The 20,615-nt window shown below is 63.6% G+C and carries 22 protein-coding genes; 13 read left to right on the forward strand and 9 right to left on the reverse strand.

What is annotated here, in order from left to right; genetic code table 11:
* The 8 genes from ureC to Q7U29_RS14510 all read left to right on the forward strand — a co-directional run.
* A partial coding sequence (gene ureC, locus Q7U29_RS14475; protein ID WP_304742540.1) for an urease subunit alpha occupies positions 1–1,614 on the forward strand: 1,614 nt, incomplete at its 5' end.
* A 48-nt stretch (positions 1,615–1,662) separates the two neighbouring features.
* Positions 1,663–1,962, forward strand: a complete 300-nt coding sequence (locus Q7U29_RS14480) for a putative quinol monooxygenase (protein WP_304742542.1) — start codon at positions 1,663–1,665, stop codon at positions 1,960–1,962.
* Between the two features lie 20 nt (positions 1,963–1,982).
* The gene (locus Q7U29_RS14485) at positions 1,983–2,282 is read left to right on the forward strand and encodes a putative quinol monooxygenase (RefSeq protein ID WP_304742544.1); all 300 of its coding nucleotides are present in this window, start codon (positions 1,983–1,985) and stop codon (positions 2,280–2,282) included.
* Positions 2,283–2,284: 2 nt separating this feature from the next.
* The gene (locus Q7U29_RS14490; RefSeq protein ID WP_304742546.1) at positions 2,285–2,863 is read left to right on the forward strand and encodes an urease accessory protein UreE; all 579 of its coding nucleotides are present in this window, start codon (positions 2,285–2,287) and stop codon (positions 2,861–2,863) included.
* Positions 2,844–3,581 carry an urease accessory protein UreF gene (locus Q7U29_RS14495; RefSeq protein WP_304742548.1) on the forward strand — a complete coding sequence of 246 codons (738 nt, stop codon included), beginning with the start codon at positions 2,844–2,846 and terminating at the stop codon, positions 3,579–3,581. The genes Q7U29_RS14490 and Q7U29_RS14495 overlap by 20 nt, the downstream gene beginning before the upstream one ends.
* 11 nt (positions 3,582–3,592) lie before the next feature.
* Positions 3,593–3,991 carry a hypothetical protein gene (locus tag Q7U29_RS14500; protein WP_304742549.1) on the forward strand — a complete coding sequence of 133 codons (399 nt, stop codon included), beginning with the start codon at positions 3,593–3,595 and terminating at the stop codon, positions 3,989–3,991.
* A 199-nt stretch (positions 3,992–4,190) separates the two neighbouring features.
* Positions 4,191–4,829, forward strand: a complete 639-nt coding sequence (ureG, locus tag Q7U29_RS14505; protein WP_304742551.1) for an urease accessory protein UreG — start codon at positions 4,191–4,193, stop codon at positions 4,827–4,829.
* Between the two features lie 253 nt (positions 4,830–5,082).
* Positions 5,083–6,741, forward strand: coding sequence for an HWE histidine kinase domain-containing protein (locus tag Q7U29_RS14510; RefSeq protein ID WP_304742553.1), 1,659 nt, complete (start codon positions 5,083–5,085; stop codon positions 6,739–6,741).
* 222 nt (positions 6,742–6,963) lie between these two features.
* On the opposite strand, the gene Q7U29_RS14515 is transcribed toward Q7U29_RS14510, so the two are convergent.
* Both Q7U29_RS14515 and Q7U29_RS14520 read right to left on the reverse strand, forming a co-directional pair.
* The gene (locus Q7U29_RS14515) at positions 6,964–7,512 is read right to left on the reverse strand and encodes a sigma-70 family RNA polymerase sigma factor (RefSeq protein ID WP_304742554.1); all 549 of its coding nucleotides are present in this window, start codon (positions 7,510–7,512) and stop codon (positions 6,964–6,966) included.
* Positions 7,512–7,730 carry a NepR family anti-sigma factor gene (locus Q7U29_RS14520; RefSeq protein WP_304742590.1) on the reverse strand — a complete coding sequence of 73 codons (219 nt, stop codon included), beginning with the start codon at positions 7,728–7,730 and terminating at the stop codon, positions 7,512–7,514. The genes Q7U29_RS14515 and Q7U29_RS14520 overlap by 1 nt, the downstream gene beginning before the upstream one ends.
* Positions 7,731–7,953: 223 nt before the next feature.
* On the opposite strand from Q7U29_RS14520, the gene Q7U29_RS14525 reads away from it, so the two are divergent.
* The gene (locus Q7U29_RS14525; protein ID WP_304742555.1) at positions 7,954–8,754 is read left to right on the forward strand and encodes a response regulator; all 801 of its coding nucleotides are present in this window, start codon (positions 7,954–7,956) and stop codon (positions 8,752–8,754) included.
* A 75-nt stretch (positions 8,755–8,829) separates the two neighbouring features.
* On the opposite strand, the gene Q7U29_RS14530 is transcribed toward Q7U29_RS14525, so the two are convergent.
* Positions 8,830–9,192 (reverse strand): XRE family transcriptional regulator, encoded by a 363-nt coding sequence (locus tag Q7U29_RS14530; RefSeq protein ID WP_304742557.1) that lies wholly within the window; start codon positions 9,190–9,192, stop codon positions 8,830–8,832.
* 9 nt (positions 9,193–9,201) lie between these two features.
* Positions 9,202–9,726, reverse strand: coding sequence for a type II toxin-antitoxin system RelE/ParE family toxin (locus Q7U29_RS14535; protein ID WP_370691761.1), 525 nt, complete (start codon positions 9,724–9,726; stop codon positions 9,202–9,204).
* Between the two features lie 198 nt (positions 9,727–9,924).
* On the opposite strand from Q7U29_RS14535, the gene Q7U29_RS14540 reads away from it, so the two are divergent.
* On the forward strand, positions 9,925–10,365 hold the full coding sequence (locus tag Q7U29_RS14540) for a hypothetical protein (protein ID WP_304742559.1): 441 nt from the start codon (positions 9,925–9,927) through the stop codon (positions 10,363–10,365).
* 662 nt (positions 10,366–11,027) lie between these two features.
* Here the strand turns inward: Q7U29_RS14540 and Q7U29_RS14545 are convergent.
* Complete coding sequence (locus tag Q7U29_RS14545; protein ID WP_304742560.1) at positions 11,028–11,726, reverse strand: DUF1013 domain-containing protein; 699 nt, start codon at positions 11,724–11,726, stop codon at positions 11,028–11,030.
* Positions 11,727–11,961: 235 nt separating this feature from the next.
* On the opposite strand from Q7U29_RS14545, the gene ispH reads away from it, so the two are divergent.
* Genes ispH through rnhA form a run of 3 tightly spaced genes read left to right on the forward strand, consistent with a single transcriptional unit; the run spans position 11,962 to position 14,375 of the window.
* Entirely contained in the window at positions 11,962–12,924 is a 963-nt protein-coding gene (gene ispH / locus Q7U29_RS14550; RefSeq protein WP_304742562.1) for a 4-hydroxy-3-methylbut-2-enyl diphosphate reductase, read from the forward strand.
* Positions 12,925–12,930: 6 nt separating this feature from the next.
* On the forward strand, positions 12,931–13,914 hold the full coding sequence (locus Q7U29_RS14555; protein WP_304742564.1) for a homoserine kinase: 984 nt from the start codon (positions 12,931–12,933) through the stop codon (positions 13,912–13,914).
* Positions 13,911–14,375 (forward strand): ribonuclease HI, encoded by a 465-nt coding sequence (gene rnhA / locus Q7U29_RS14560; protein ID WP_304742566.1) that lies wholly within the window; start codon positions 13,911–13,913, stop codon positions 14,373–14,375. The genes Q7U29_RS14555 and rnhA overlap by 4 nt, the downstream gene beginning before the upstream one ends.
* Positions 14,376–14,538: 163 nt before the next feature.
* Here the strand turns inward: rnhA and Q7U29_RS14565 are convergent, their stop codons facing one another.
* From Q7U29_RS14565 to Q7U29_RS14580, 4 genes are all read right to left on the reverse strand, one after another.
* Entirely contained in the window at positions 14,539–15,024 is a 486-nt protein-coding gene (locus Q7U29_RS14565) for a peroxiredoxin (RefSeq protein WP_304742568.1), read from the reverse strand.
* Positions 15,025–15,239: 215 nt separating this feature from the next.
* On the reverse strand, positions 15,240–16,928 hold the full coding sequence (locus Q7U29_RS14570; protein ID WP_304742570.1) for a long-chain fatty acid--CoA ligase: 1,689 nt from the start codon (positions 16,926–16,928) through the stop codon (positions 15,240–15,242).
* A 146-nt stretch (positions 16,929–17,074) separates the two neighbouring features.
* Positions 17,075–18,577 carry a D-alanyl-D-alanine carboxypeptidase family protein gene (locus tag Q7U29_RS14575; RefSeq protein WP_370691762.1) on the reverse strand — a complete coding sequence of 501 codons (1,503 nt, stop codon included), beginning with the start codon at positions 18,575–18,577 and terminating at the stop codon, positions 17,075–17,077.
* 167 nt (positions 18,578–18,744) lie between these two features.
* Positions 18,745–20,550 carry a glucan ABC transporter ATP-binding protein/ permease gene (locus tag Q7U29_RS14580; RefSeq protein ID WP_304742574.1) on the reverse strand — a complete coding sequence of 602 codons (1,806 nt, stop codon included), beginning with the start codon at positions 20,548–20,550 and terminating at the stop codon, positions 18,745–18,747.
* Between the last annotated feature and the right edge of the window lie 65 nt (positions 20,551–20,615).

Raw genomic sequence — 20,615 nt, forward strand, 5'->3', positions numbered from 1 at the left:
GAGAAGGATTTTACGACCTACGGCGAGGAGGTGAAATTCGGCGGCGGCAAGGTGATCCGCGACGGCATGGGGCAATCCCAGGTCACCAACCGGCAGGGCGCGGCCGATACCGTCATCACCAATGCGCTGATCGTCGACCACTGGGGCATTGTGAAAGCCGACGTCGCGATCAAGGAAGGCTATATCAGCGCCATCGGCAAGGCCGGCAATCCGGACATCCAGCCCGGCGTCACCATCGTCATCGGTCCCGGCACCGACGTCATTGCGGGGGAGGGCAAGATCCTCACCGCCGGCGGGTTCGACAGCCACATCCATTTCATCTGTCCGCAGCAGATCGAGCATGCGCTGATGAGCGGCGTCACTTCGATGCTCGGCGGCGGCACCGGCCCGTCGCACGGCACCTTTGCCACGACCTGTACGCCCGGCCCCTGGCACATGGCGCGGATGATCCAGTCGTTCGACGCCTTCCCGGTCAATCTCGGCATATCGGGCAAGGGCAACGCCTCGCGGCCCGCAGCCCTGGTGGAAATGATCAAGGCCGGCGCCTGTGCCTTGAAGCTGCACGAGGACTGGGGCACCACGCCGGCGGCGATCGACAATTGTCTTTCCGTGGCCGACGATTACGACATCCAGGTCATGATCCATTCCGACACGCTGAACGAGTCAGGCTTCGTCGAGGACACCGTAAAAGCGTTCAAGGGCCGCACCATCCACGCCTTCCACACCGAAGGGGCCGGCGGCGGCCACGCGCCTGATATCATCAAGATCGCCGGATTGAAGAACGTGCTGCCGTCCTCGACCAATCCGACGCGGCCATTCACCCGCAACACCATCGACGAGCATCTGGACATGCTGATGGTGTGCCACCATCTCGATCCTTCGATCGCCGAGGATCTCGCCTTCGCCGAAAGCCGCATCCGCAAGGAAACCATCGCCGCGGAAGATATCCTGCACGACCTCGGCGCGCTCTCGATGATGTCGTCGGATTCGCAGGCGATGGGACGGCTGGGCGAGGTCATCATCCGGACCTGGCAGACCGCCGACAAGATGAAGAAGCAGCGCGGCTCGCTGCCGCAGGACAAGGGCAACAACGACAACTTCAGGGTCAAGCGGTACATCGCTAAGTATACGATCAATCCGGCGATCGCGCATGGCGTGTCGAAACTGATTGGCTCGGTGGAAAAGGGAAAACTCGCCGACCTCGTGCTGTGGTCGCCGGCCTTCTTCGGCGTCAAGCCGGACTGCATCATCAAGGGTGGCTCGATCGTGGCCGCGCCGATGGGCGATCCCAACGCGTCGATTCCGACGCCGCAGCCGGTGCATTACCAGCCGATGTTCGCGGCCTACGGCAAGTCGCTGACGGCGTCCTCGGTAGTGTTCACCTCGAAGGCTGCGATCACGGGTGGCCTGGCCAGGAAGCTCGGCATCGACAAGAAGCTTTACGCGGTCGAAAATACCCGCGGCGGCATCTCCAAGAAGAGCATGATCCATAATTCCGCCACGCCGAAAATCGAGGTCGATCCCGAAACCTACGAGGTGCGCGCCGACGGCGAATTGCTGACCTGCGCGCCGGCCGAGGTGCTGCCCATGGCGCAGCGCTATTTCATGTTCTAAGGTCCTGCCCGGCAATCTCCAGCCAGAACAAAAGCCCGGGAGGATCTCGTGATCTACGTCGTCGCCACGCTGACCATCAAGCCTGAAACGCGCGCCGAATTCATCGCCGCCGCCACCGCATGCATCGCGGGCACCCGCAAGGAGCCCGGCAATATCGCCTATGATTTGCACGAGAGCGTCACCGATCCCGCCAAGATGGTGTTCGTCGAGCAGTGGGAAAACGCCGAAGCCCTGGTGCCGCATCGCGGCATGGAGCACATGAAGACCTTTGGCCGCGTCGCGGTGAAATGCATGGCGGCGCCGCCGAAGATCGAAATCATCACGCCCGCCGACGTCACCGTGCGCTGAAAACAACGAGGACGAGGCACATGATTTACGTGATTGCCACCACGCAGGTGAAGCCGGAGGGCCGCGAAGCCTTCATCAAGGGTCACAAGGAATGCATTGCCGAGACGCGGAAGGAAAAAGGCTGCATCTCCTATGAAGGCCACACCAGCATTCACGATCCCAATCTCTATGTCGTGGTCGAGCGCTGGGAGACCCGCGACGATCTCAACGCGCATGGCAAGGCGCCGCACATGAAAGTCTGGCGCGAATATGCAGCACCCTATCGGGCCTCACCGACGGTGATCGAGATCATCAGCGACGGCAAGGTCGAGAAGTTCTGATCATGATCCGTGCGACGCAGGTCAAAGGGCAGCACCGTTGGAGCGAAACGCCGGCCGATACCGTCGTGCTGGATTTCGACGACCGGCACCGGCGGCGGATGGCGATGACCGGCACGCGCGGGCTCGAATTCCTGCTCGATCTCGAAAACGCGGTGGCGTTGCGCGGCGGCGACGCGCTGGTGCTGGAGGATGGCCGGCTGGTCGAGGTGGTGGCCGCACCGGAGCCGCTGATCGAGATTCGCTGCAACGATCCGCTCCATCTGGTGCGGGTCGGCTGGCATCTCGGCAACCGCCATCTGCCGACGCAGATCATGGCGAAGGGCCTGCGGATCCGGCGCGACCACGTCATCGAGGCGATGGTGAAGGGGCTCGGCGCGCGCGTGATCGAGATCGAGGCGCCGTTCGATCCCGAGGGCGGGGCCTATGCCGGCGGCCACGCCCATGCGGAGGCCGATCCGCACGCCCACGCCGCGCACGATCATGCATCGCACGATCATGGCCATCGCGGTGATCACGTTCACGACGAGCATTGCGACCACGACCATCACCACGGTCATTCCCATGCTCATGACCACAAATAAATCGCCGCCACCGGACCATCCCGGCGACATGACGCAAGCCGAGGGCGCGGCGCTGTACCGGCTGATGACCTGGCTGTCGCCGGCGTTTCCGGTCGGCGCGTTCTCCTATTCCAGCGGCATCGAATGGGCGGTGGAAGCCGGCGATATCGCCGATGCGGCTTCCTTGAGCGACTGGCTCGCGTCGATGCTGGTCGACGGCCCCGGCTTTTGCGACGGCGTGTTTGTAGCGCAGGCGTATCGCGCCGCCGCCTCGCATGACGAGGCGCTGCTGCGCGAGGTCGTCGAGCTCGCGGCCGCCTTCGTGCCGTCGCGCGAGCGCCAGCTGGAAACCTCGTCGCAGGGTCGCGCCTTCATCGAGATCGCGCGCTCGGCCTGGAATTGCGACGGGCTCGACCAACTGGTTGCGCAATGCGACGGCGTCATCGTCTATCCCGTCGCGGTCGGCATGGTCAGCGCCGCGCACGACATCCCGCTTGCTTCCACCATGCATGCTTTCTTCCACGCCGTGACCTCGAACTGGATTTCCGCGGGCGCGCGACTGATACCGCTCGGGCAAACCGACAGCCAGCGCGTGCTGGCGCAGCTCGAGCCCGTCGTGGTCGCCACCGCCAGGCGGGCGTTGCAGGCCTCGCTCGACGATCTCGGCAGTGCCACTTTCCGCGCCGATCTCGCCGGCATGCGGCACGAAACGCAATACACCAGGTTGTTCAGGTCATGAGGGGTGCAGCCATGTGCGCAATCAGAACGACGGTCCTGGTCCTCGCAGCATGGATCGCGCTGGCGGCGCCGGGATTTGCCGCGGGCAGCCTCGGCCTCGATGAGGTGCTGGCGGCGGTGGCAAAAGCCCCGGAGCTGGTGGCTGAAATCCGGGCCGAGCTCGACAAGAACAAGCTCGAGCCGGGCGATGTGACCTGTATTGGCGCCCGCCACGGCAATCACTGGAAATATCTCGGCGGCGGCCGGGCGGCGCCGTACGAATGCGAGATCGGCAGACGCACGCTGGAGATCGAGGCCGACCGGATCTATTTCGACGCGCGCGGCAAATCGCTCGGCGATCTCGAAAAGGCCGACCCGAAACGCGCCAAAACCTTCCGGGAAAGCAATTTCAAATGGACGTGGACACCATGAGTGGAAGCACCCTGCACCTGCGCGTCGTCCCCGCGAACGCGGGGACCCATACGCCGCGGCCTCTCGTTTGGCGCGACATCGGAAACCTTCCGTAACGACAACTGCCGGTGGCTATGGGTCCCTGCGCCCCGTGCGCAATTGCGCACTAGGCAGGGACGACGGGATAGTGGAATGCGACGAAACAGAAAGAACCCCTGACATGTCCAAATCGCACGGCCCGCTTCGCATCGGCATCGGCGGCCCCGTCGGCTCCGGCAAGACCGCGCTGATGGATCTGCTCTGCAAGGCGATGCGCGAGCGCTATGACATCGCCGCGATCACCAACGACATCTACACCAAATGGGACGCCGAATTCCTGGTGCGCTCGGGGTCGCTGACGCCGGACCGTATCGCCGGCGTCGAGACCGGCGGCTGCCCGCATACCGCGATCCGCGAGGATGCCTCGATGAATCTGGCCGCCGTCGCCGACATGCGGGCGAAATTTCCCGGCCTCGACCTGGTGCTGATCGAATCCGGCGGCGACAATCTCGCCGCCACCTTCTCGCCGGAGCTGGCCGACCTCACGATCTATGTCATCGATGTCGCCGCCGGCGACAAGATTCCCTCCAAGGGCGGCCCCGGCATCACGCGGTCGGACCTGCTGGTGATCAACAAGATCGATCTCGCGCCCCATGTCGGCGCGTCGCTGGAGAAGATGGACACCGATGCGCGGCGGATGCGCGGCGAGCGTCCCTTCGTCATGACCAACCTGAAGAAGAGCGAAGGCCTCGATCGCATCATCGGCTTCATCGAGGCCAAAGGCGGCCTCAGCCCGGCGGCGCCGGCCAGGGCGGGCTGAACGCGGTAAAAAACTTCCGCCCGTCGCCGGAACAAAACCGCGCCACCGCGATTAGCACTCTCTGGCCCCGACGGAAAACACCGTCGTCAAGCGATGTCTGGTCCCGCGTCACCAACCGCAGTTGCGTACCGATGATCGCTCCTTCATTATACGAGTCGGCTGGTTTTCATTCTGCTTCGGTTTCTCGCCGTACCGGCGGACGTCAAATGCTCGATCTATTTTCTTCGCCAACGCCTCATCGTTGAGTAAGCGAGTGGTCCGGCTTGGTTTCATCATCGGTTTTATCGCACTGATCGGGGTCCTGTTCTCCGGGCTTGCGGCTTATCGCGTCCACGATCAGGAGCTGATGCTGGAGGGGATCGCGATGGCGCGCGCGATCGACGTTCATGCCAGCCTGGTGCAGGACCGGCTGACCGAGCGTGAGCTGCTCGCCCGCGTCGCATCCGGCCTGTTCCGCGCGCCCGGCGTGATCAAGGCCGACATGCTGCGGCCGCTGCGCTCCTCGATCTATGCCTTCAAGACCGATTTCGTGGTCGCCAGCTGGATCGCGCGGCTGCAGCCAAATGAATTGCCGGCGGCGCGCGCCGAGCTCGCCGGCGCCGGATTCTCCAATCCGGTGATTCGCGGATTCGATGACAAGCCTCTGGATCCGAAGACGCTCGACAAGCCGATCGACCTGGTGATGGACGTCGAGCCGCGCAACGCGGAGACCAGGATTTTTCCCGGCCGCACCCTCGACCAGGATCCGGTGCTGGGGCCGACGCTGGCGCGGGCGATGGCCGAGGGCAAGCCGGTGGCATCCGATCCGATGCCGCTGCTCCGCCCGAACGGGCCGGTCGGTCTCGTGCTGGCGGCGCCCGTGCTGCAGGAGGGCAACGCCGCGCCCGCGGGCTTCGTGACGTTTTCCTATGAGCTGGCGCCGCTGATGCTGGCGAACGACGATCTGTCGCTGTTCTCGGTGGTGCTGAAGGATCCGCGCCATGGCGACCAGGAATTGATCGCGCTCAACCGGGACAACGTCGCCTCGCGGCTGGTCGGATCGGAATCGGCGGCACCCTCGATGGTCAGGAAGATCGGATTCGGCGGCCGTGACTGGTCGCTGGCCTATTACGCCAAGACCAATGCGGTGATGCGCGCGCAGCAGACTGCCGCCATCGTCGCCGCGATCGGCCTGGCGCTGACCGGCATCATCTGCGGGCTGTTCGGCTATGTCGCCTACAACAACCTGCGGCTCAGTCGCGAGATCCAGGTGCGGATCGGCTTCGAGCGTCGGCTGACCGCCGTGATCGACGAACTCAATCACCGCGTCAAGAACATCCTGGCGGTGATCCAGTCGATCGTGACGCGGACGCTGCGCCATGGCTCCGACATCGACGTCGCCCGCGAACTGCTGATCGGCCGCATCCACGCCATGTCGAACGTGGTCTCGCTGCTGTCCGAAAGCCAGTGGCAGGGCGTCAAGCTGAAGGGGCTGTTCGAGGCGCGCGCGATCCCCCATGCCGAGCGCATCGCGGTCTCGGGTCCCGATATCGCGGTGAGCGCGCGCGCCGCCCAGAGCCTGTCGCTGCTGTTCTTCGAACTGGCGTCGCATTCCGACGAGGGGCTGTCGCTGGTCGGCAAGCATCCCCACATCGTCGCGCATTGGGAAGTGACCGGCGAAGGGCCCGAGGCCATCTTTCATTTTCGCTGGGAGGAGTTCAACACCAGCGAGGCGACCCGCCGCGCCGACAGCGATTTCGGCCTGATCCTGCTCGACCGTGTCGCGCCGGAGGCGCTGGGCGGCGCCTCCAAGCGGTTCTTCACCGATGTCAGCTACGTCTACGAACTCACCGCGCCGATGGAGACCGTCGTCGACATGACCGAGCGCGACCGCACCGAACAATTGTCGGCGCCGGTCAAGCGGGTGCGGTGAACTCGGCGAAGCTCAATCAATATGTCGTCCCGGCGAACGCCGGGACCCATACCGCGTGATTTATCGATTTAAGGAAGCTGCTTGACGACCGGTCGTAACCACGAGCGGCGGTGGTTATGGGTCCCGGCGTTCGCCGGGACGACGAATCGTGGGTTGATTCCGGCCACGACAAAAAAAAGGCGGCCCGAGCGGGGCCGCCTTTTCATTGTCGTCGGAAGCCGATCAACCTCCGCTGCCGCCGATCACGGCGCGGACGGTGTTGTCGGGGCCGAAATCGTCGGCGCCGTCGACATAGAGCAGCGCACTCAGTTTCGAGCGCGCGCGGTTGACGCGGCTCTTGATGGTGCCGACGGCGCAGCCGCAGATGGCGGCGGCGTCTTCATAGGAGAAGCCGGAGGCGCCGACCAGGATCAGCGCTTCGCGCTGGTCCTGCGGCAACTTGTCGAGCGCCACGCGAAATTCCTCGAACTCCAGATGCGCGCTTTGCGCCGGCTGGGTTTTCAGGGTCTTGGCATAATTGCCGTCGGCGTCCTCCACCTCCCGCCGCCGCTTGCGATAGTCGGAGCGGAACAGGTTGCGCAGGATCGTGAACAGCCAGGCCGGCAGGTTCGAGCCGGGTTGGAACGAGTCGATATTGGCAAGCGCGCGCAGCAGCGTCTCCTGAACGAGATCGTCGGCGCGATCACCATTGCCGCTGAGCGAGATCGCAAACGCGCGCAAGGATGGGACCGACGCAAGAATGTCGTCGCGAAGTGAGTCTGTGAGAGGCATTAGTCCCTCCCGTCATTTTTTTTGGCAGGATCACCGGTGGGTCCAGGTGCATCGAGCTTCTTGATCAGCTCGGCAAAGCGGTCCGGCACGCCCTGCCGAACCACGTCGTCATACATCGCCCTCAGCTGGTGCCCGATTCTCGATTGAATCTCGGTGTTGAGCCGGCCCGGCTTTCCGGGAGCGGCCACCTTGCTGGCTTGAGACTTTACATCTTTCATGACCTGTTCCACGCTTCCCCGAGAGTTAAGTCCCTGTAGTTTCAAGAATTATCCTTGATTTCGAGGCCTTTTCTGTCGTTCCAATGGGGCTAATTCCAACTGCGCCGGAAAGTTCCCGGCGGACGGGGAACTTTTTGAAGGCTGAGACGTAGTCCCGCACATTCTGGGGGAACCGGGTCACCCCGTCGGCATGCTTTGGCCCAGAGCAGGATATGGAGTGGGGATGTCGCGATCACAGCTTGTTGCTGAACATTTACCGTTGTTGCGGCGCTATGCCCGTGCGCTGACGGGAAATCAGGCCTCCGGCGACGCCTATGTCGGGGCGATGCTGGAAGCCCTGTTGCAGGACCCGGCCTTGCTCGACGAGCAGCACGGTCCGCGCGCCGGCCTGTTCCGGCTGTTTACGAAAATCTGGAATTCGGTCTCGCTCAACGACGATTCCGACGTCGCGACCCTGCCGATGCCGTCGGAGCGGCGGCTGTCGAACATCACGCCGCTGCCGCGGCAGGCCTTCCTGCTGCTGTCGCTGGAAGGTTTTTCCGAAGAGGAAGTGGCCTGGATTCTCGGCATCGATGTGGCCGAAACCCGCAAGCTGGCCGATACCGCCGGCCGCGAAATGGCCGCGGAGATCGCCACCGACGTGTTGATCATCGAGGACGAGACCTTCATCGCGATGGATCTCGAGAGCCTGGTGAAGAATCTCGGTCATAACGTGATCGGCGTCGCCCGCACCCATGCCGACGCCGTCGCGCTGGCCAAGAACCGCAAGCCCGGCCTGATCCTCGCCGACATCCAGCTCGCCGACGGCTCCTCCGGCCTCGACGCCGTCAACGAACTGCTGAAGGTGTTCGAGGTGCCGGTGGTGTTCATCACCGCCTATCCCGAACGCTTCCTGACCGGCGAGCGCCCCGAGCCGGCGTTCCTGATCTCGAAGCCGTTCCAGCCCGCGATGGTCTCCGCCGTCGCCAGCCAGGCGCTGTTCTTCCAGCGCAACTCGCGCAACAGGGCGCCGCGGGTGGCGTGAGCCGAGCGGGAAGCCGTTGGTTGAAATGATTTCGGCGCGCTGCGAGGCGCGCCGAATTTTTTGGTGAAGTCCTAGCTAGGCGCGGAGCTTTAGCTTCTTGCGCCTGGAAACCGCCTTTGGCTGCGGCGACACATCTCTGATCGATGTGATAATGACGGGAGCCCGCTTGGGAAACCGGGCCACCAATTCGAGCGATCCGCCCATCGCTTCGATGTAGCTTCGCATGGTCGAAAGCATCATGTCGCTTCGTTTTTCCAGACGAGAGATGCTGTCCTGACCAATGTTGAGGGTCGCTGCCATCTGCTCTTGCGTCAGCTTCCGCGCCTTGCGGATGTCTTGCAAGGTCAGTTCCTCGGCAATCAGTTCCTGCGCGCGAGCCTCGATTTTCTGTTGCCTTGCACCAGGAAGCTTGCCGATGACATCGTTGAGCGTGCGCATGATGATCTCCTATTTATCTTTTTTCAGCGTCGACTTGATCTTGCGCAGATGATCGCTGAAACGTGCGTCGGCTACCTTGACGAGGCTCTTGTAAAACCTGGTTTGGTTTTCACCTTCTTTGTCTCCCCCGACGAGCACGATGGCTTGTTGAAGGCTGTCGAATGCAAAAGCAAAGCGCCATAGCCCGTCCTTTCGAAATCTGAGCTCCTTCATATTCGGAAAGGATGAGCCGTTGAGCGTATCGACGTTTGGCCGTCCGAGCTGAGGACCGAACTCGGAAAGCACTTTTAATCGAGCCAAAAGCTCGTCCTGGATTTCCTCAGGAAGTTCTTGCAGTTCGAATTCGTCGTGAAAACGCACCTGCCAAACCATAACATAATATGTCATATGATACATATGGCGTAAAGACCATATTTTCGCGATTTGGGGCTGGATACCGGCCCTAGCACCCTTGGCAGGGCATCCCGGCCCGCAGGTGAGGTGACAGCGCGAGGGGGCCTGAAATTTAGGCAAAAAGCAGGGCGCGACCGGCATCACCACAGTCGCGCCCTACGTCACCGGTCAATGGGGCAGGGGGGAAGACCGGCTGTCTGGATGACGCACAGGCCCCCGAACTCGTTCCCGTCGTCGGAAATTTTTTCGCACACGGTTAAGTGATGGCCGGTTCCCCGAACCCGGCGGGTTCCCTCGCGTTGTGGCTGTGATCGCCAATGGGGCGAGGGACCATCCAACATGTCGCAGATTTCAAAAGCGGTTTTTGGCGCGATCGCGGTTTCACTGACGCTCGGCGCGGTTCAGTTCGCGTCCGGCCACGATCTCGCTGAGAGGTGGGAGGCCGTCGCGGAAGCGCGGACCACCGGGATCGCCAGCGCCATCAATCGTTCCGCCAAGGCCGATCGCGCCAGCGTCGTCGCCGGATCAGGCGAACAGACCCAAACCGTCTCGCTGCGGCCGGAGAGCCTGTCCGACACCACCGTCCTGGTCAGGATTCCCGCCAAGTCCTCCGCCCGTTCCTCCGAAAAGTCGCCCGAGACGGATGCCCGCAACGCTCCCGCCGCGCCCTCGCTGTTCAAGTCCGGCGACCGCCGCAAGGCTACCGTGGCCTGCGAGCCCATGGTCAGCGTGCTGACCGAAGTGGCGAAGCAGCTTCAGCCCGGCCGTTGCGTGACGTGAGCTTGGCTGGCTGGTCATATTCCGCATCCCGAGAGCCTGTGAACGGGAAGTGACCCCAGTCCTTGCCTCCAGGCGACGGCTTCGCCGGCGTCGGTGCTTCGATCACCCGACGGGCAAATCACTTCTGATTTACAGAATTGATGTCAAGCCCCGCGCGGAAAAATATTTCTGTTTTACAGAAGTAAAAATCAGACTATATCGATAGCCATCCCGTCCCATTCAGAGGGGCATTGCCCAAGGTCATCAGTGCGGGACGGGGATGCGGTGGACGCGGATGGCGCTCCCTGACCAGGGTGCCTGAAGCGGACGGCGAAATCGTGTGGTCCCGACACCCCAAGGGCTGGTGTCAAGTTCGCGTCAAGGCGCGCGGGCGACGGTGGCAAAAGCGCAGGGCTCACCGAGGAGAGCAGGTATAAGCCGTAAACCATTGCGCGGGGAATGCCGGGTGATTCCGGTGTGACCTGACTAACGCGTGTGCGTTCTACCACTACCCATTGCACACGCTGCAGCGGGCGCATCGGCCGCCCGGCATTCCCCGCGCCCTCTGATTGGAGAGGGCGGCAAGTTTCCGGCAAACCTCGGGCGAAACGCGCCGCGAGATCGCGAAGGCATGTTTGCGTTCGAAAGTAACCCGGAGCGGCGCAGAGCGCGCCCGACTCCCCTCAGTCCTCGTCGTCGTGCTTCTTGCCGCCGCCGATGCCCTTCAGCTTGGCGAACACCGCATCGACATTGAGGTCGTCGCGCTGCTTCTCGCTCGGCTCGAATTCCGGCTCCTTGCGGGTGGTTTCCGAGGCCGGCAGCAAGGTGGCGCCGCCGTAGGCGGTATCGATCGGCTTTTCCTTGGCGGCGCGCTGCACCTCGAAATCGAGCTCGATCTGCGAGCACAGGCCGAGTGTCACCGGGTCCATCGGGGTCAAGGTCGAGGCATTCCAGTGGGTGCGGTCGCGCACGCTGGCGATCGTGGTCTTGGTGGTGCCGACCAGACGCATGATCTGGGCGTCCTTCAATTCGGGGTGGTTGCGCACCAGCCACAGGATCGCGCTCGGCCGTTCGTGGCGGCGCGACACCGGGGTATAGCGCGGGCCCTTCTTCTTGGCGGCCGGCGGCAGTGTCACCTTGCTCTCTTCGAGCTTGAGCCGGTAATTCGGGTCTTTTTCACCTCTTTCGATCTCCTGGCGGGTCAACTGGCCGTTGGAAATCGGATCCATGCCCTTGATGCCCTGGGCGGCGTCGCCATCGGCGATGGCGCGGACCTCGAGCGGGTGCATTTTGGTGAAATCGGCCACCTGGTCGAAGGTCAGTGCGGTATTGTCAACCAGCCATACGGCAGTCGCTTTTGGCATCAGCGGTGCATTGCTCATGGCAAATCTCCTTAGCGCTTCGCCCACCCTTTTTGGAGGCGAAGCCAGTGGTCATCAGCGATGACGGGAATTACGCCCTATATAAGCCGTCCGGGGCTATCCACGCAATGGTTTGCTGAGCGGCCTTGACAGCGCCCAAAAGCCGTCCCAAGTCCTCCTTTAACGAATTGTCCTTATACGAATTGACCGTTCCTTGCCCGGCGGCGAGGGGTTAGCCGGTCCGAGATTTGCCCCCATGCAGGCCAAACCACCCCTCAAAATCGTGCTTTGCTCGCCCCGCGGCTTCTGTGCCGGCGTAGTGCGGGCGATCGACACCGTGGAACGGGCGCTGACCATCTATGGCGCCCCGGTCTATGTCCGGCACGAGATCGTCCATAACCGCTATGTGGTCGACAGCCTGAAGACAAAAGGCGCGATTTTCGTCGAGGAACTGGCCGAAATCCCGGACAATACCAACGCACCGGTGGTGTTCTCGGCCCACGGGGTGCCCAAATCGGTGCCCGCGGACGCCCGCGCCCGCAATTTCTTCTCGCTCGACGCCACCTGCCCCCTGGTCACCAAGGTGCACCGGGAGGCCGCCATCCATTTCAAGCGCGGCCGCGAAATCCTCCTGATCGGACATTCCCACCACCCCGAGGTGGTCGGTACGCTCGGCCAGTTGCCGGTCGGCGCGGTGACGCTGATCGAGACCGCGGAAGATGCCAAGACCTTCACGCCGAAGGATCCCAACAATCTCGCCTTCGTGACACAGACGACGCTGTCGATCGACGACACCGCCGAGATCGTCGCGCTGCTGAAGGAGCGGTTTCCGAACATCTCCGGCCCGCACAAGGAAGACATCTGCTACGCCACCACCAACCGCCAGCTCGCGGTCAAGAAGGTGGCGCCGGTGGTCGATGCCCTGATCGTGGTCGGCGCGCCGAATTCGTCGAATTCCCAGCGCTTGCGTGAAGTCGCCGAGCGCGAGGGTTGCCCGGTCTCGGTGCTGGCGCAGCGCGCCAGCGATATCGACTGGAAAATGTTCGAGGGCATCAAGAGCCTCGGCATCACCGCGGGCGCTTCCGCGCCGGAAGTGATCGTCGAGGAGATCATGGGCGCCTTCGCCGAGCGCTACGAATTGCATGTGGAGACGGTCTCGGCCGCGGAAGAGAACGAATTCTTCCCGCTGCCGCGTTCGCTGCGGCCCGACGCGGCGTAGGCCACCATGGCGGTTTACACCGACGTCGCCGCCGACGAGCTTGCGGAATTCCTCGGGGCCTACGACATCGGCGAACTGCTGTCCTACAAGGGCATCGCCGAAGGCGTCGAGAACTCCAATTTCCTGCTGCACACCAGCGCCGGCTCTTTCATCCTGACACTGTATGAGAAGCGGGTCGCCAAGAGCGAGCTGCCGTTCTTTCTCGGTCTGATGACGCATCTCGCCTCGCGCGGCATCATCTGCCCGGAGCCGCTGAAGAACCGACGCGGCGAAGCGCTCAGCGAGCTCGCCGGCCGACCGGCCGTTATCATCAACTTTCTCGAAGGTATCTGGCCGCGCAAGCCCAACGCCGCGCACTGTGTCGGCGTCGGCCAGGCGCTGGCGAAAATGCATCTGGCGGGCCGTGATTTTCCGATGACGCGCCCCAACGCGCTGTCGGTTTCGGGCTGGCGTCCGCTGTTCGAACAGGCAGCCTCGCGCGCCGACGAGTTGCAGCACGGCTTGCGTGACTTCATCCGCGCCGAGCTCGATTATCTCGAAAGCGGCGTCTGGCCCACGAATCTGCCGCAAGGCGTGATCCACGCCGACCTGTTTCCGGACAACGTGTTCTTTCTCGGTGAGCATGTTTCCGGCCTGATCGACTTCACCTTCGCCTGCAACGACATGCTGGCCTACGACGTCGCTATCTGCCTCAACGCCTGGTGTTTCGAGAGCGATTGTTCGTTCAACGTCACCAAGGCGCGCGCCTTCCTTAACGCCTATGGCCGCGAGCGCGAATTGAGCGAAGCCGAACGGAACGCGCTGCCGCTGCTGGCGCGCGGCGCCACGTTGCGCTTCCTGCTGACCCGGTTGGTCGATTTTCTCAACGTGCCGCCGGGCGCCATGGTGAAGCCGAAGGATCCGCTGGAATATGTCCGCAAGCTGCGCTTCCAGCAGAGCGTTGCCAACATTCGCGATTATGGCATCGAAACCCCGGGGCTGCCGGCGTGAGCTCACTGCCCGCGGTCACCATCCACACCGACGGCGCCTGCTCGGGTAATCCGGGCCCGGGCGGCTGGGGCGCGATCCTGAAATTCGGCGAGATCGAGAAGGAACTGAAGGGCGGCGAGGCGCACACCACCAACAACCGCATGGAGCTGATGGCGGCGATCTCGGCGCTGGAAACCCTGAAGAAGCCCTGCACCGTCGATCTCTACACCGACAGCCAGTATGTCCGTCAGGGCATCACCGGCTGGATCCACGGCTGGAAGCGGAACGGCTGGCGCACCTCGGACAAGAAGCCGGTCAAGAACGTCGATCTGTGGCAGCGGCTGGACGCCTCGCTGCACCAGCACCAGGTGCGCTGGCACTGGGTCAAGGGCCACGCCGGCCACGACGCCAACGAGCGCGCCGACCAGCTCGCCCGCGAGGGCGTCGCGATGGGGCGGTTGAAGACCAGGCTGGAAGGGTAGGGCGATCCGCTCATCCACCACCCATTGTCGTCACCCGCGAAAGCGGGTGACCCAGTATTCCAGAGGCATTTGAGATTTACCGGGGCCGCGGCGTACTGGGTCGCCCGCTTTCGCGGGCGACGACAGTTGTGATTGTGGCGAGCCGTTCGCTCCCGATGCGACGTTACAGCTGCCCGAGCAGCGTATCGCCGCCGGAGACCTCGACCTTGCCCGGGGCCGGCTCGAGGTTGATCTTCTTCACCACGCCGTCTTCCACCAGCATCGAGTAGCGCTTGGAGCGGATGCCGAGGCCGTTGCCGGAAGCGTCCAGCTCCATGCCGATCGCCTTGGTGAAATCGGCGTTGCCGTCGGCGAGGAAGGTGGCTTCGTCGCGCTGGTCGGTATCGCGCTTCCAGGCGCCCATGACGAAGGCATCGTTGACCGAGACGATCGCGATGGTGTTCACGCCCTTGTCCTTGATGGCGTAGGCGTTGAGGAAAATGCTGGGCAGGTGCATCTTGTGGCAGGTGCCGGTATAGGCGCCGGGCACCGCGAACAGCGCGACCTTCTTGCCCTTGAAGATGTCATCGGTGGTCTTGACCTGCGGCCCTTCCGCCGTCATCACGCGAAACTTGGCTTCCGGCAGCTTGTCGCCAACGTTGATGGTCATCGTCAGTTCTCCTTGAATGTGCGGATGTTTCTTAGAGCATTTCCCGGGGGGATGGGAAGCGGGTGAAATCGGTTTGGATCGCGCGAGGCACGCACGAAATCGTCATCCCGAGATGCTAGCCTCTTCGGCGAGCCTCGAAGGATGACTGATCGTGCACGCGGCCCATCCTTGAAGGCGCCGCGCAAGCGCGCGGCTCCACAGGATGACGGTGGCGCTCAGGCCGCCGCGGCGTTCTTTTTTTCGTCGCGCAGTTCGCGGCGCAGGATCTTGCCGACATTGGTCTTCGGCAGGTCGGTCCGGAATTCGACGTGCTTGGGAATCTTGTAGTTGGTCAGTTGCTCGTGGCAGAACTTGATGAGGTCCTCGGCGGTGAGGTTCGGGTCCTTCTTGACCACGAACGCCTTGACCGCTTCGCCCGACTTGGCGTCCTGCACGCCGATCACGGCGCATTCCAGCACGCCGGGATGCATCGCGATCACTTCCTCGACCTCGTTGGGATAGACGTTGAAACCGGAGACCAGGACCATGTCCTTCTTGCGATCGACGATCTTGGTATAGCCGCGCTCATCCATCACGCCGATGTCGCCGGTGCGGAAGAAGCCATCCGCGGTCATCACTTGGGCGGTCTCTTCCGGCCGGTTCCAGTAGCCGGCCATCACCTGCGGACCCTTGGCGCAGATTTCGCCTGGTGTGCCGAGCGGCACTTCGTTGCCGTCATCGTCGCGGATCGAGATATAGGTCGACGGCACGGGAATGCCGATCGAGCCGGAGAACTTGTCGGTGTCGGCAGGGTTGCAGGTCAGCGTCGGCGAGGTTTCCGACAGGCCGTAGCCCTCCGACAGCGCGCAGCCGGTGGTCTTCAGCCATTTCTCGGCGACCGCCTTTTGCGTCGCCATGCCGCCGCCGAACGAGGTTTTCAGCTTGGAGAAGTCGACCTTGTCGAAACCGGGCGAGTTCAACAGCCCGTTGTAAAGCGTGTTGACCGCCGGGAAGCTGTTGACCTTGTATTTCATCAACTCCTTGATGAAGCCCGGCATGTCGCGCGGGTTGGGGATCAACAGGTTGACGCCGCCGGCGCGCACGCCGAGCAGGAAGCACGCCGTCAGCGCGAAGATATGGTAGAGCGGCAGCGCGCAGACGATGAACAATTCGTCGACATGCGGCGGCTTCTTCAGCGCCGGCTGCAGCCAGGCGTCGTTCTGCAGCACGTTGGCCAGGATGTTGCGGTGAAGCAGCGTCGCGCCCTTGGAGACGCCGGTGGTGCCGCCGGTATATTGCAGGAATGCGACATCATCGAGCGTCAGCTTCGGCTGGTTCAGCTTCATGCCGCGGCCGGCCGACAGCGCGTCATTGAAGGCGACCGAGCCTGGAAGCGACCAGGCCGGCACCATCTTCTTGACGCGCCGCACCACCAGGTTGACGATCACGCCCTTGAAGCCGAGCAGGTCGCCCATGCTGCCGACGATGACATGCTTGACCGCGGTCCTGGCAATCACCTGCTGCACCGTGTTGGCGAAATTCTCCAGCACGATGATCGCCTCGGCGCCGGAATCCTTCAGCTGGTGCTCGAGTTCACGGGGGGTATAGAGCGGATTGACGTTCACCACGGCGTAGCCGGCGCGCAGCACGGCGGCGGTCGCAACCGGATATTGCAGCACGTTCGGCATCATCAGCGCGACGCGGGCGCCCTTCGCCATGCCCTTGCTTTGCAGGTAGGCGCCGAGTGCCTGCGACATCTCGTCGAGCTCGCGATAGCTGATCGACTTGTCCATGCAGATGAAGGCTTTGCGGTCTGCGAACTTCTTGAAGCTCTCCTCCAGCAACGCGACCAGCGACGTATACTGGTTGACGTCGATATCGGCGGGCACGCCAGCCGGATATTGCTTGAGCCAGATCCGCTCCATGGTACTTCCTCTCTGATTGTTACCCGTTTTCTGGCCGGGACGCCTTGTTTGGGGCAGTATTGAGCAATGCGGCCGCCAATGGCAAGCGGCTGCGCGCTATCGACGCATTGTCGGTTAAGAATGCCGGTCCGACGGGCCGGGGCGCCCTAACCGCGCGGCGCGGCCGTGGTCTTGGGGTCCGCGGGCTTGGCGGCAGAAGGCTTGGTTTCGCTACTCTTGGGCTTGGCGGCCGGCTTTGCAGCGGGCTTCTCCGTGGGCTTCTCGGAAGTCCTCTCGGCGGTCCTGGGCTTGGCCGGCTTGGCGGCTGCGGCCACGGGTTTTTCCGCAGCCTTGGGGGCGGCTTCCGGCTTGGCGTGGGCCTGCCTGACGGCGGCCGGCTTGGCGGCAGGTTTCGCTTCGGATTTCCCTTCCGTGCCCGCCCGTTTGGCATCGGCCTTCGGCTCAGCCGCGGCGTCCGGTTTCCTGGCCGCGACCCGCGACTTCTTTCCGCGCGGCTTCGTCATCTGCTTTTGCTCGTCGACGGCCACCGCGGCAATCAGGGCGGCGCCGGTCTTCTTCGGACCGGTGTAGATGACCACGGGTTCCGATGCCGCGGGCGCCGCGGCCATCAATTCAGACGGCTTCGCCATCGGCGCCTGCAGCCCGGCGGTGAAGAAGCTGACGGCGGATTCGCCACCGCTGGCACTGCCGTTGCTGGCGACGGTGTCGGCGTCCTCGTCGGTCGCCGGGCGTTTGCGCCTGGGGCCGCACACCTCGTCGCGCAGGTTCGGCGGCGAAGCGTCGATCGGCACCAGGTTGTCGACCGTGCCGAGCGAGGGGCGCAGCCAGGTCAGCGTGTTGTCGGCAAAGCCGCGCTCGAGCAGCTGGGCGGCGCGTACCGCGCGCATGGTGCCCGACGACGAGCCGAGCACCACGGCGATCAGTCGCTTGCCGTTGCGCGTGGCCGAGGCCACCAGATTGTAACCGGAGGCGCAGATGAAGCCGGTCTTGAAGCCGTCGGCGCCGGGGTAGCGCCCGATCAGCTTGTTGAAATTCTGCGTAACCCGCCGGCCGTAGCGGATCGAGGGGGTGTGCATGAAATATTCGTATTCCGGCAGGTCGCGAATGATCGCGCGCGCCAGCATGGCGAGATCGCGCGCCGAGGTGATCTGGCCCTCGGCAGGCAGGCCGTTCGGATTGACGTAGCTCGTCTGCGTCATGCCGAGCCTGGTCGCGGTCTGATTCATCATCGCCGAGAAACCGTCGACCGAACCGGCGACGCCCTCGGCGAGCACCACGGCCATGTCGTTGGCCGATTTCACCATCATCATGTACAGGGCGTTTTCGACCGTGATCAGGCTGCCCGGCTTCAAGCCCATCTTGGACGGTGACTGCGAGGCGGCGACCGGCGACACCGTGAGTGTGCGCTCGAGCGACAGCCTGCCTTCCTTGACCGCCTTCAGCGTGACATAGGCCGTCATCATCTTGGTGACGGATGCGGGATACCAGGGATAGGTGGCGTTCTCCGCCTGCAGCACCTTGCCGGTATCGGCTTCGACCACCAGCAGCGCTTCCGCATGCACGACGCGCGGCGCTGCGACGGCGAGCGCCGCGCCGACCACGATCAAGCTCAACGATATCTTGCGAAGCGAAGGGAAAGGAAAATGCACTATCCGATTCCGGTCCTTTGAGACCCGCCTCTGGAAGAGGAGGTCCTGGGGTGTGACGTGCGGGTTTCAAGCGTGTCCGGCGGGTGCAAATCTATACCGGTCTGCCGGTCCGGAACAGAGCTTGTGGGATTAAATCGTGGACGAAATAGGTCAAATACTGGCGATACTTAAATCTTGACAACCGTGCTGTCGGGCTCTGGCGTCTGGATGCTGGCCCGGGCATTTTCCTGGACCATGAACTGGGCCCTTGCCAGTTCCGCAAAGCGGCCGCCTTGCGCCACCAGTTCGTCGAAAGTTCCGCTTTCGATCACGCGGCCATTGTCGAACATCAGGATCCGCGTGGCATGGCGGATGGTGGAGAGGCGGTGTGCGATCACGAAGGTGGTGCGGCCCTTCATTACCTCGTCGAGCGCGGCGTTGAGCTTGGCTTCGGTGACGGCATCGAGCGCGCTGGTGGCTTCGTCGAGGATCAGGATAGGCGGATCCTTCAAGAGGGCACGGGCAATCGACAGCCGCTGCCGCTCGCCGCCGGACAGCATGCGTCCGCGCTCGCCGGCATTGGTCTGAAATCCCTGCTCGCCGCGCTCGATGAATTCCAGCGCCTGGGCGCGGCCTGCCGCGATCCGCAGTTCCTCGTCCGTCGCGTCCGGCTTGCCGACCCGCAGATTGTCCGCGATCGAACGGTTGAACAGCAGCGCCTCCTGGAACACCACGCCGATATTCCGCCGCAGCGCCGTCAGCGTCAGGCCGCGGACGTCCATGCCGTCGACCCGGATGAAGCCCGACTGCGGATCGAACGCGCGATGCAGCAGTGCGATCGCGGTGGATTTGCCGGCGCCGGTGGGGCCGACCAGCGCGATGGTCTGGCCGGGCAGCGCGGTGAAGGAAAGGTCCTCGACCGCGGGCCGCTTGCCGTCATAGGAGAACGATACGTCCTTGAATTCGACCATGCCCGAGAGCCGGCCGGGATCGATCGCGTCAGGCCGGTCGCGCACCGCCGGCACCGCATCCAGCACGTTGAAGAATTCCTGCAGGCGCGGCGCTTCCATGAACACGTTGTTGACGAAGGAAACCACCTGTTCGAGCTTCTGGATCAGCATGGTGGCGAAACTCACGAACATCACGATCTCGCCGACCGTGGTCAGGCCCTGTTCGTGCAGCGCGATGCCGACGGTGAAGATCGCCAGCACCGTGATGGTGGTCGACGCCCGCGTGATGACGGTGACCAGCGCCCACCATGACAGCACCGGCATCTGCACCGCCAAAAGCTTGTCGGCGACGAAACGCAGGCCCTGCACCTCGGCCTGGATCCGCACGAAGCTCTGCACCAGCGCGACATTGCCGAGCGCGTCGGAGGCGCGGGCGGAGAGGTCGCTGTAATGCTCCTCGACCTCGCTTTGCATGCCGTAGGTCTTGCGCACCACCAGCGTGGTCAGCACCGTGAACACCACGCAAAGGATGAACAGCAGGACCGCCAGCCGCCAGTTGATGTAGAGCGCCAGCGGCAGCAGCACGACCAGCGACAGGATCGCGGCGAAATGCTCGCGGAAAAATCCGAGCCACAGCCGCCACAGCGAGTCGGTGCCGTTCAGCATCACCTTCATCAGCCGGCCGGAATGGGTGCCGGTATGGAAGGTCAGCGGCAGCTGCATGATGTGCTCGAAATAATTCGTCAGCACCGCCTGGCGCTGGCGATGCGCCAGCTTGTCGGCGTGCAGCGCGACCGCGGCACTGCAGAGAATCGTGAACAGGCCGAACGCCGCCCACGCCGCCAGCAGCGGCCAGGCCGAGGACGACGCCAGCGGCCCGCCGGTGGGCTTGCCCGAGAGCACGTCGACGATGCGGCCGAACAGCACCGGCTCGGCGAATTGCGCGCCGGCCAGCAGCAGATTGGCGACGGCCAGGATCCAGCCCAGCCGCGCCTCCTTGCCGAGCAGCTCCAGAACGCGGGTATAAAGGCGGATCATGGACATTCGGGCGGGACTCGAAGGAGGCGGCGGGGCGGACGTCGGTCAGGGCCGCATTCTAATCAGGGGAT

Source organism: Bradyrhizobium sp. (genome assembly GCF_030654605.1).
GTDB lineage: Bacteria > Pseudomonadota > Alphaproteobacteria > Rhizobiales > Xanthobacteraceae > Bradyrhizobium.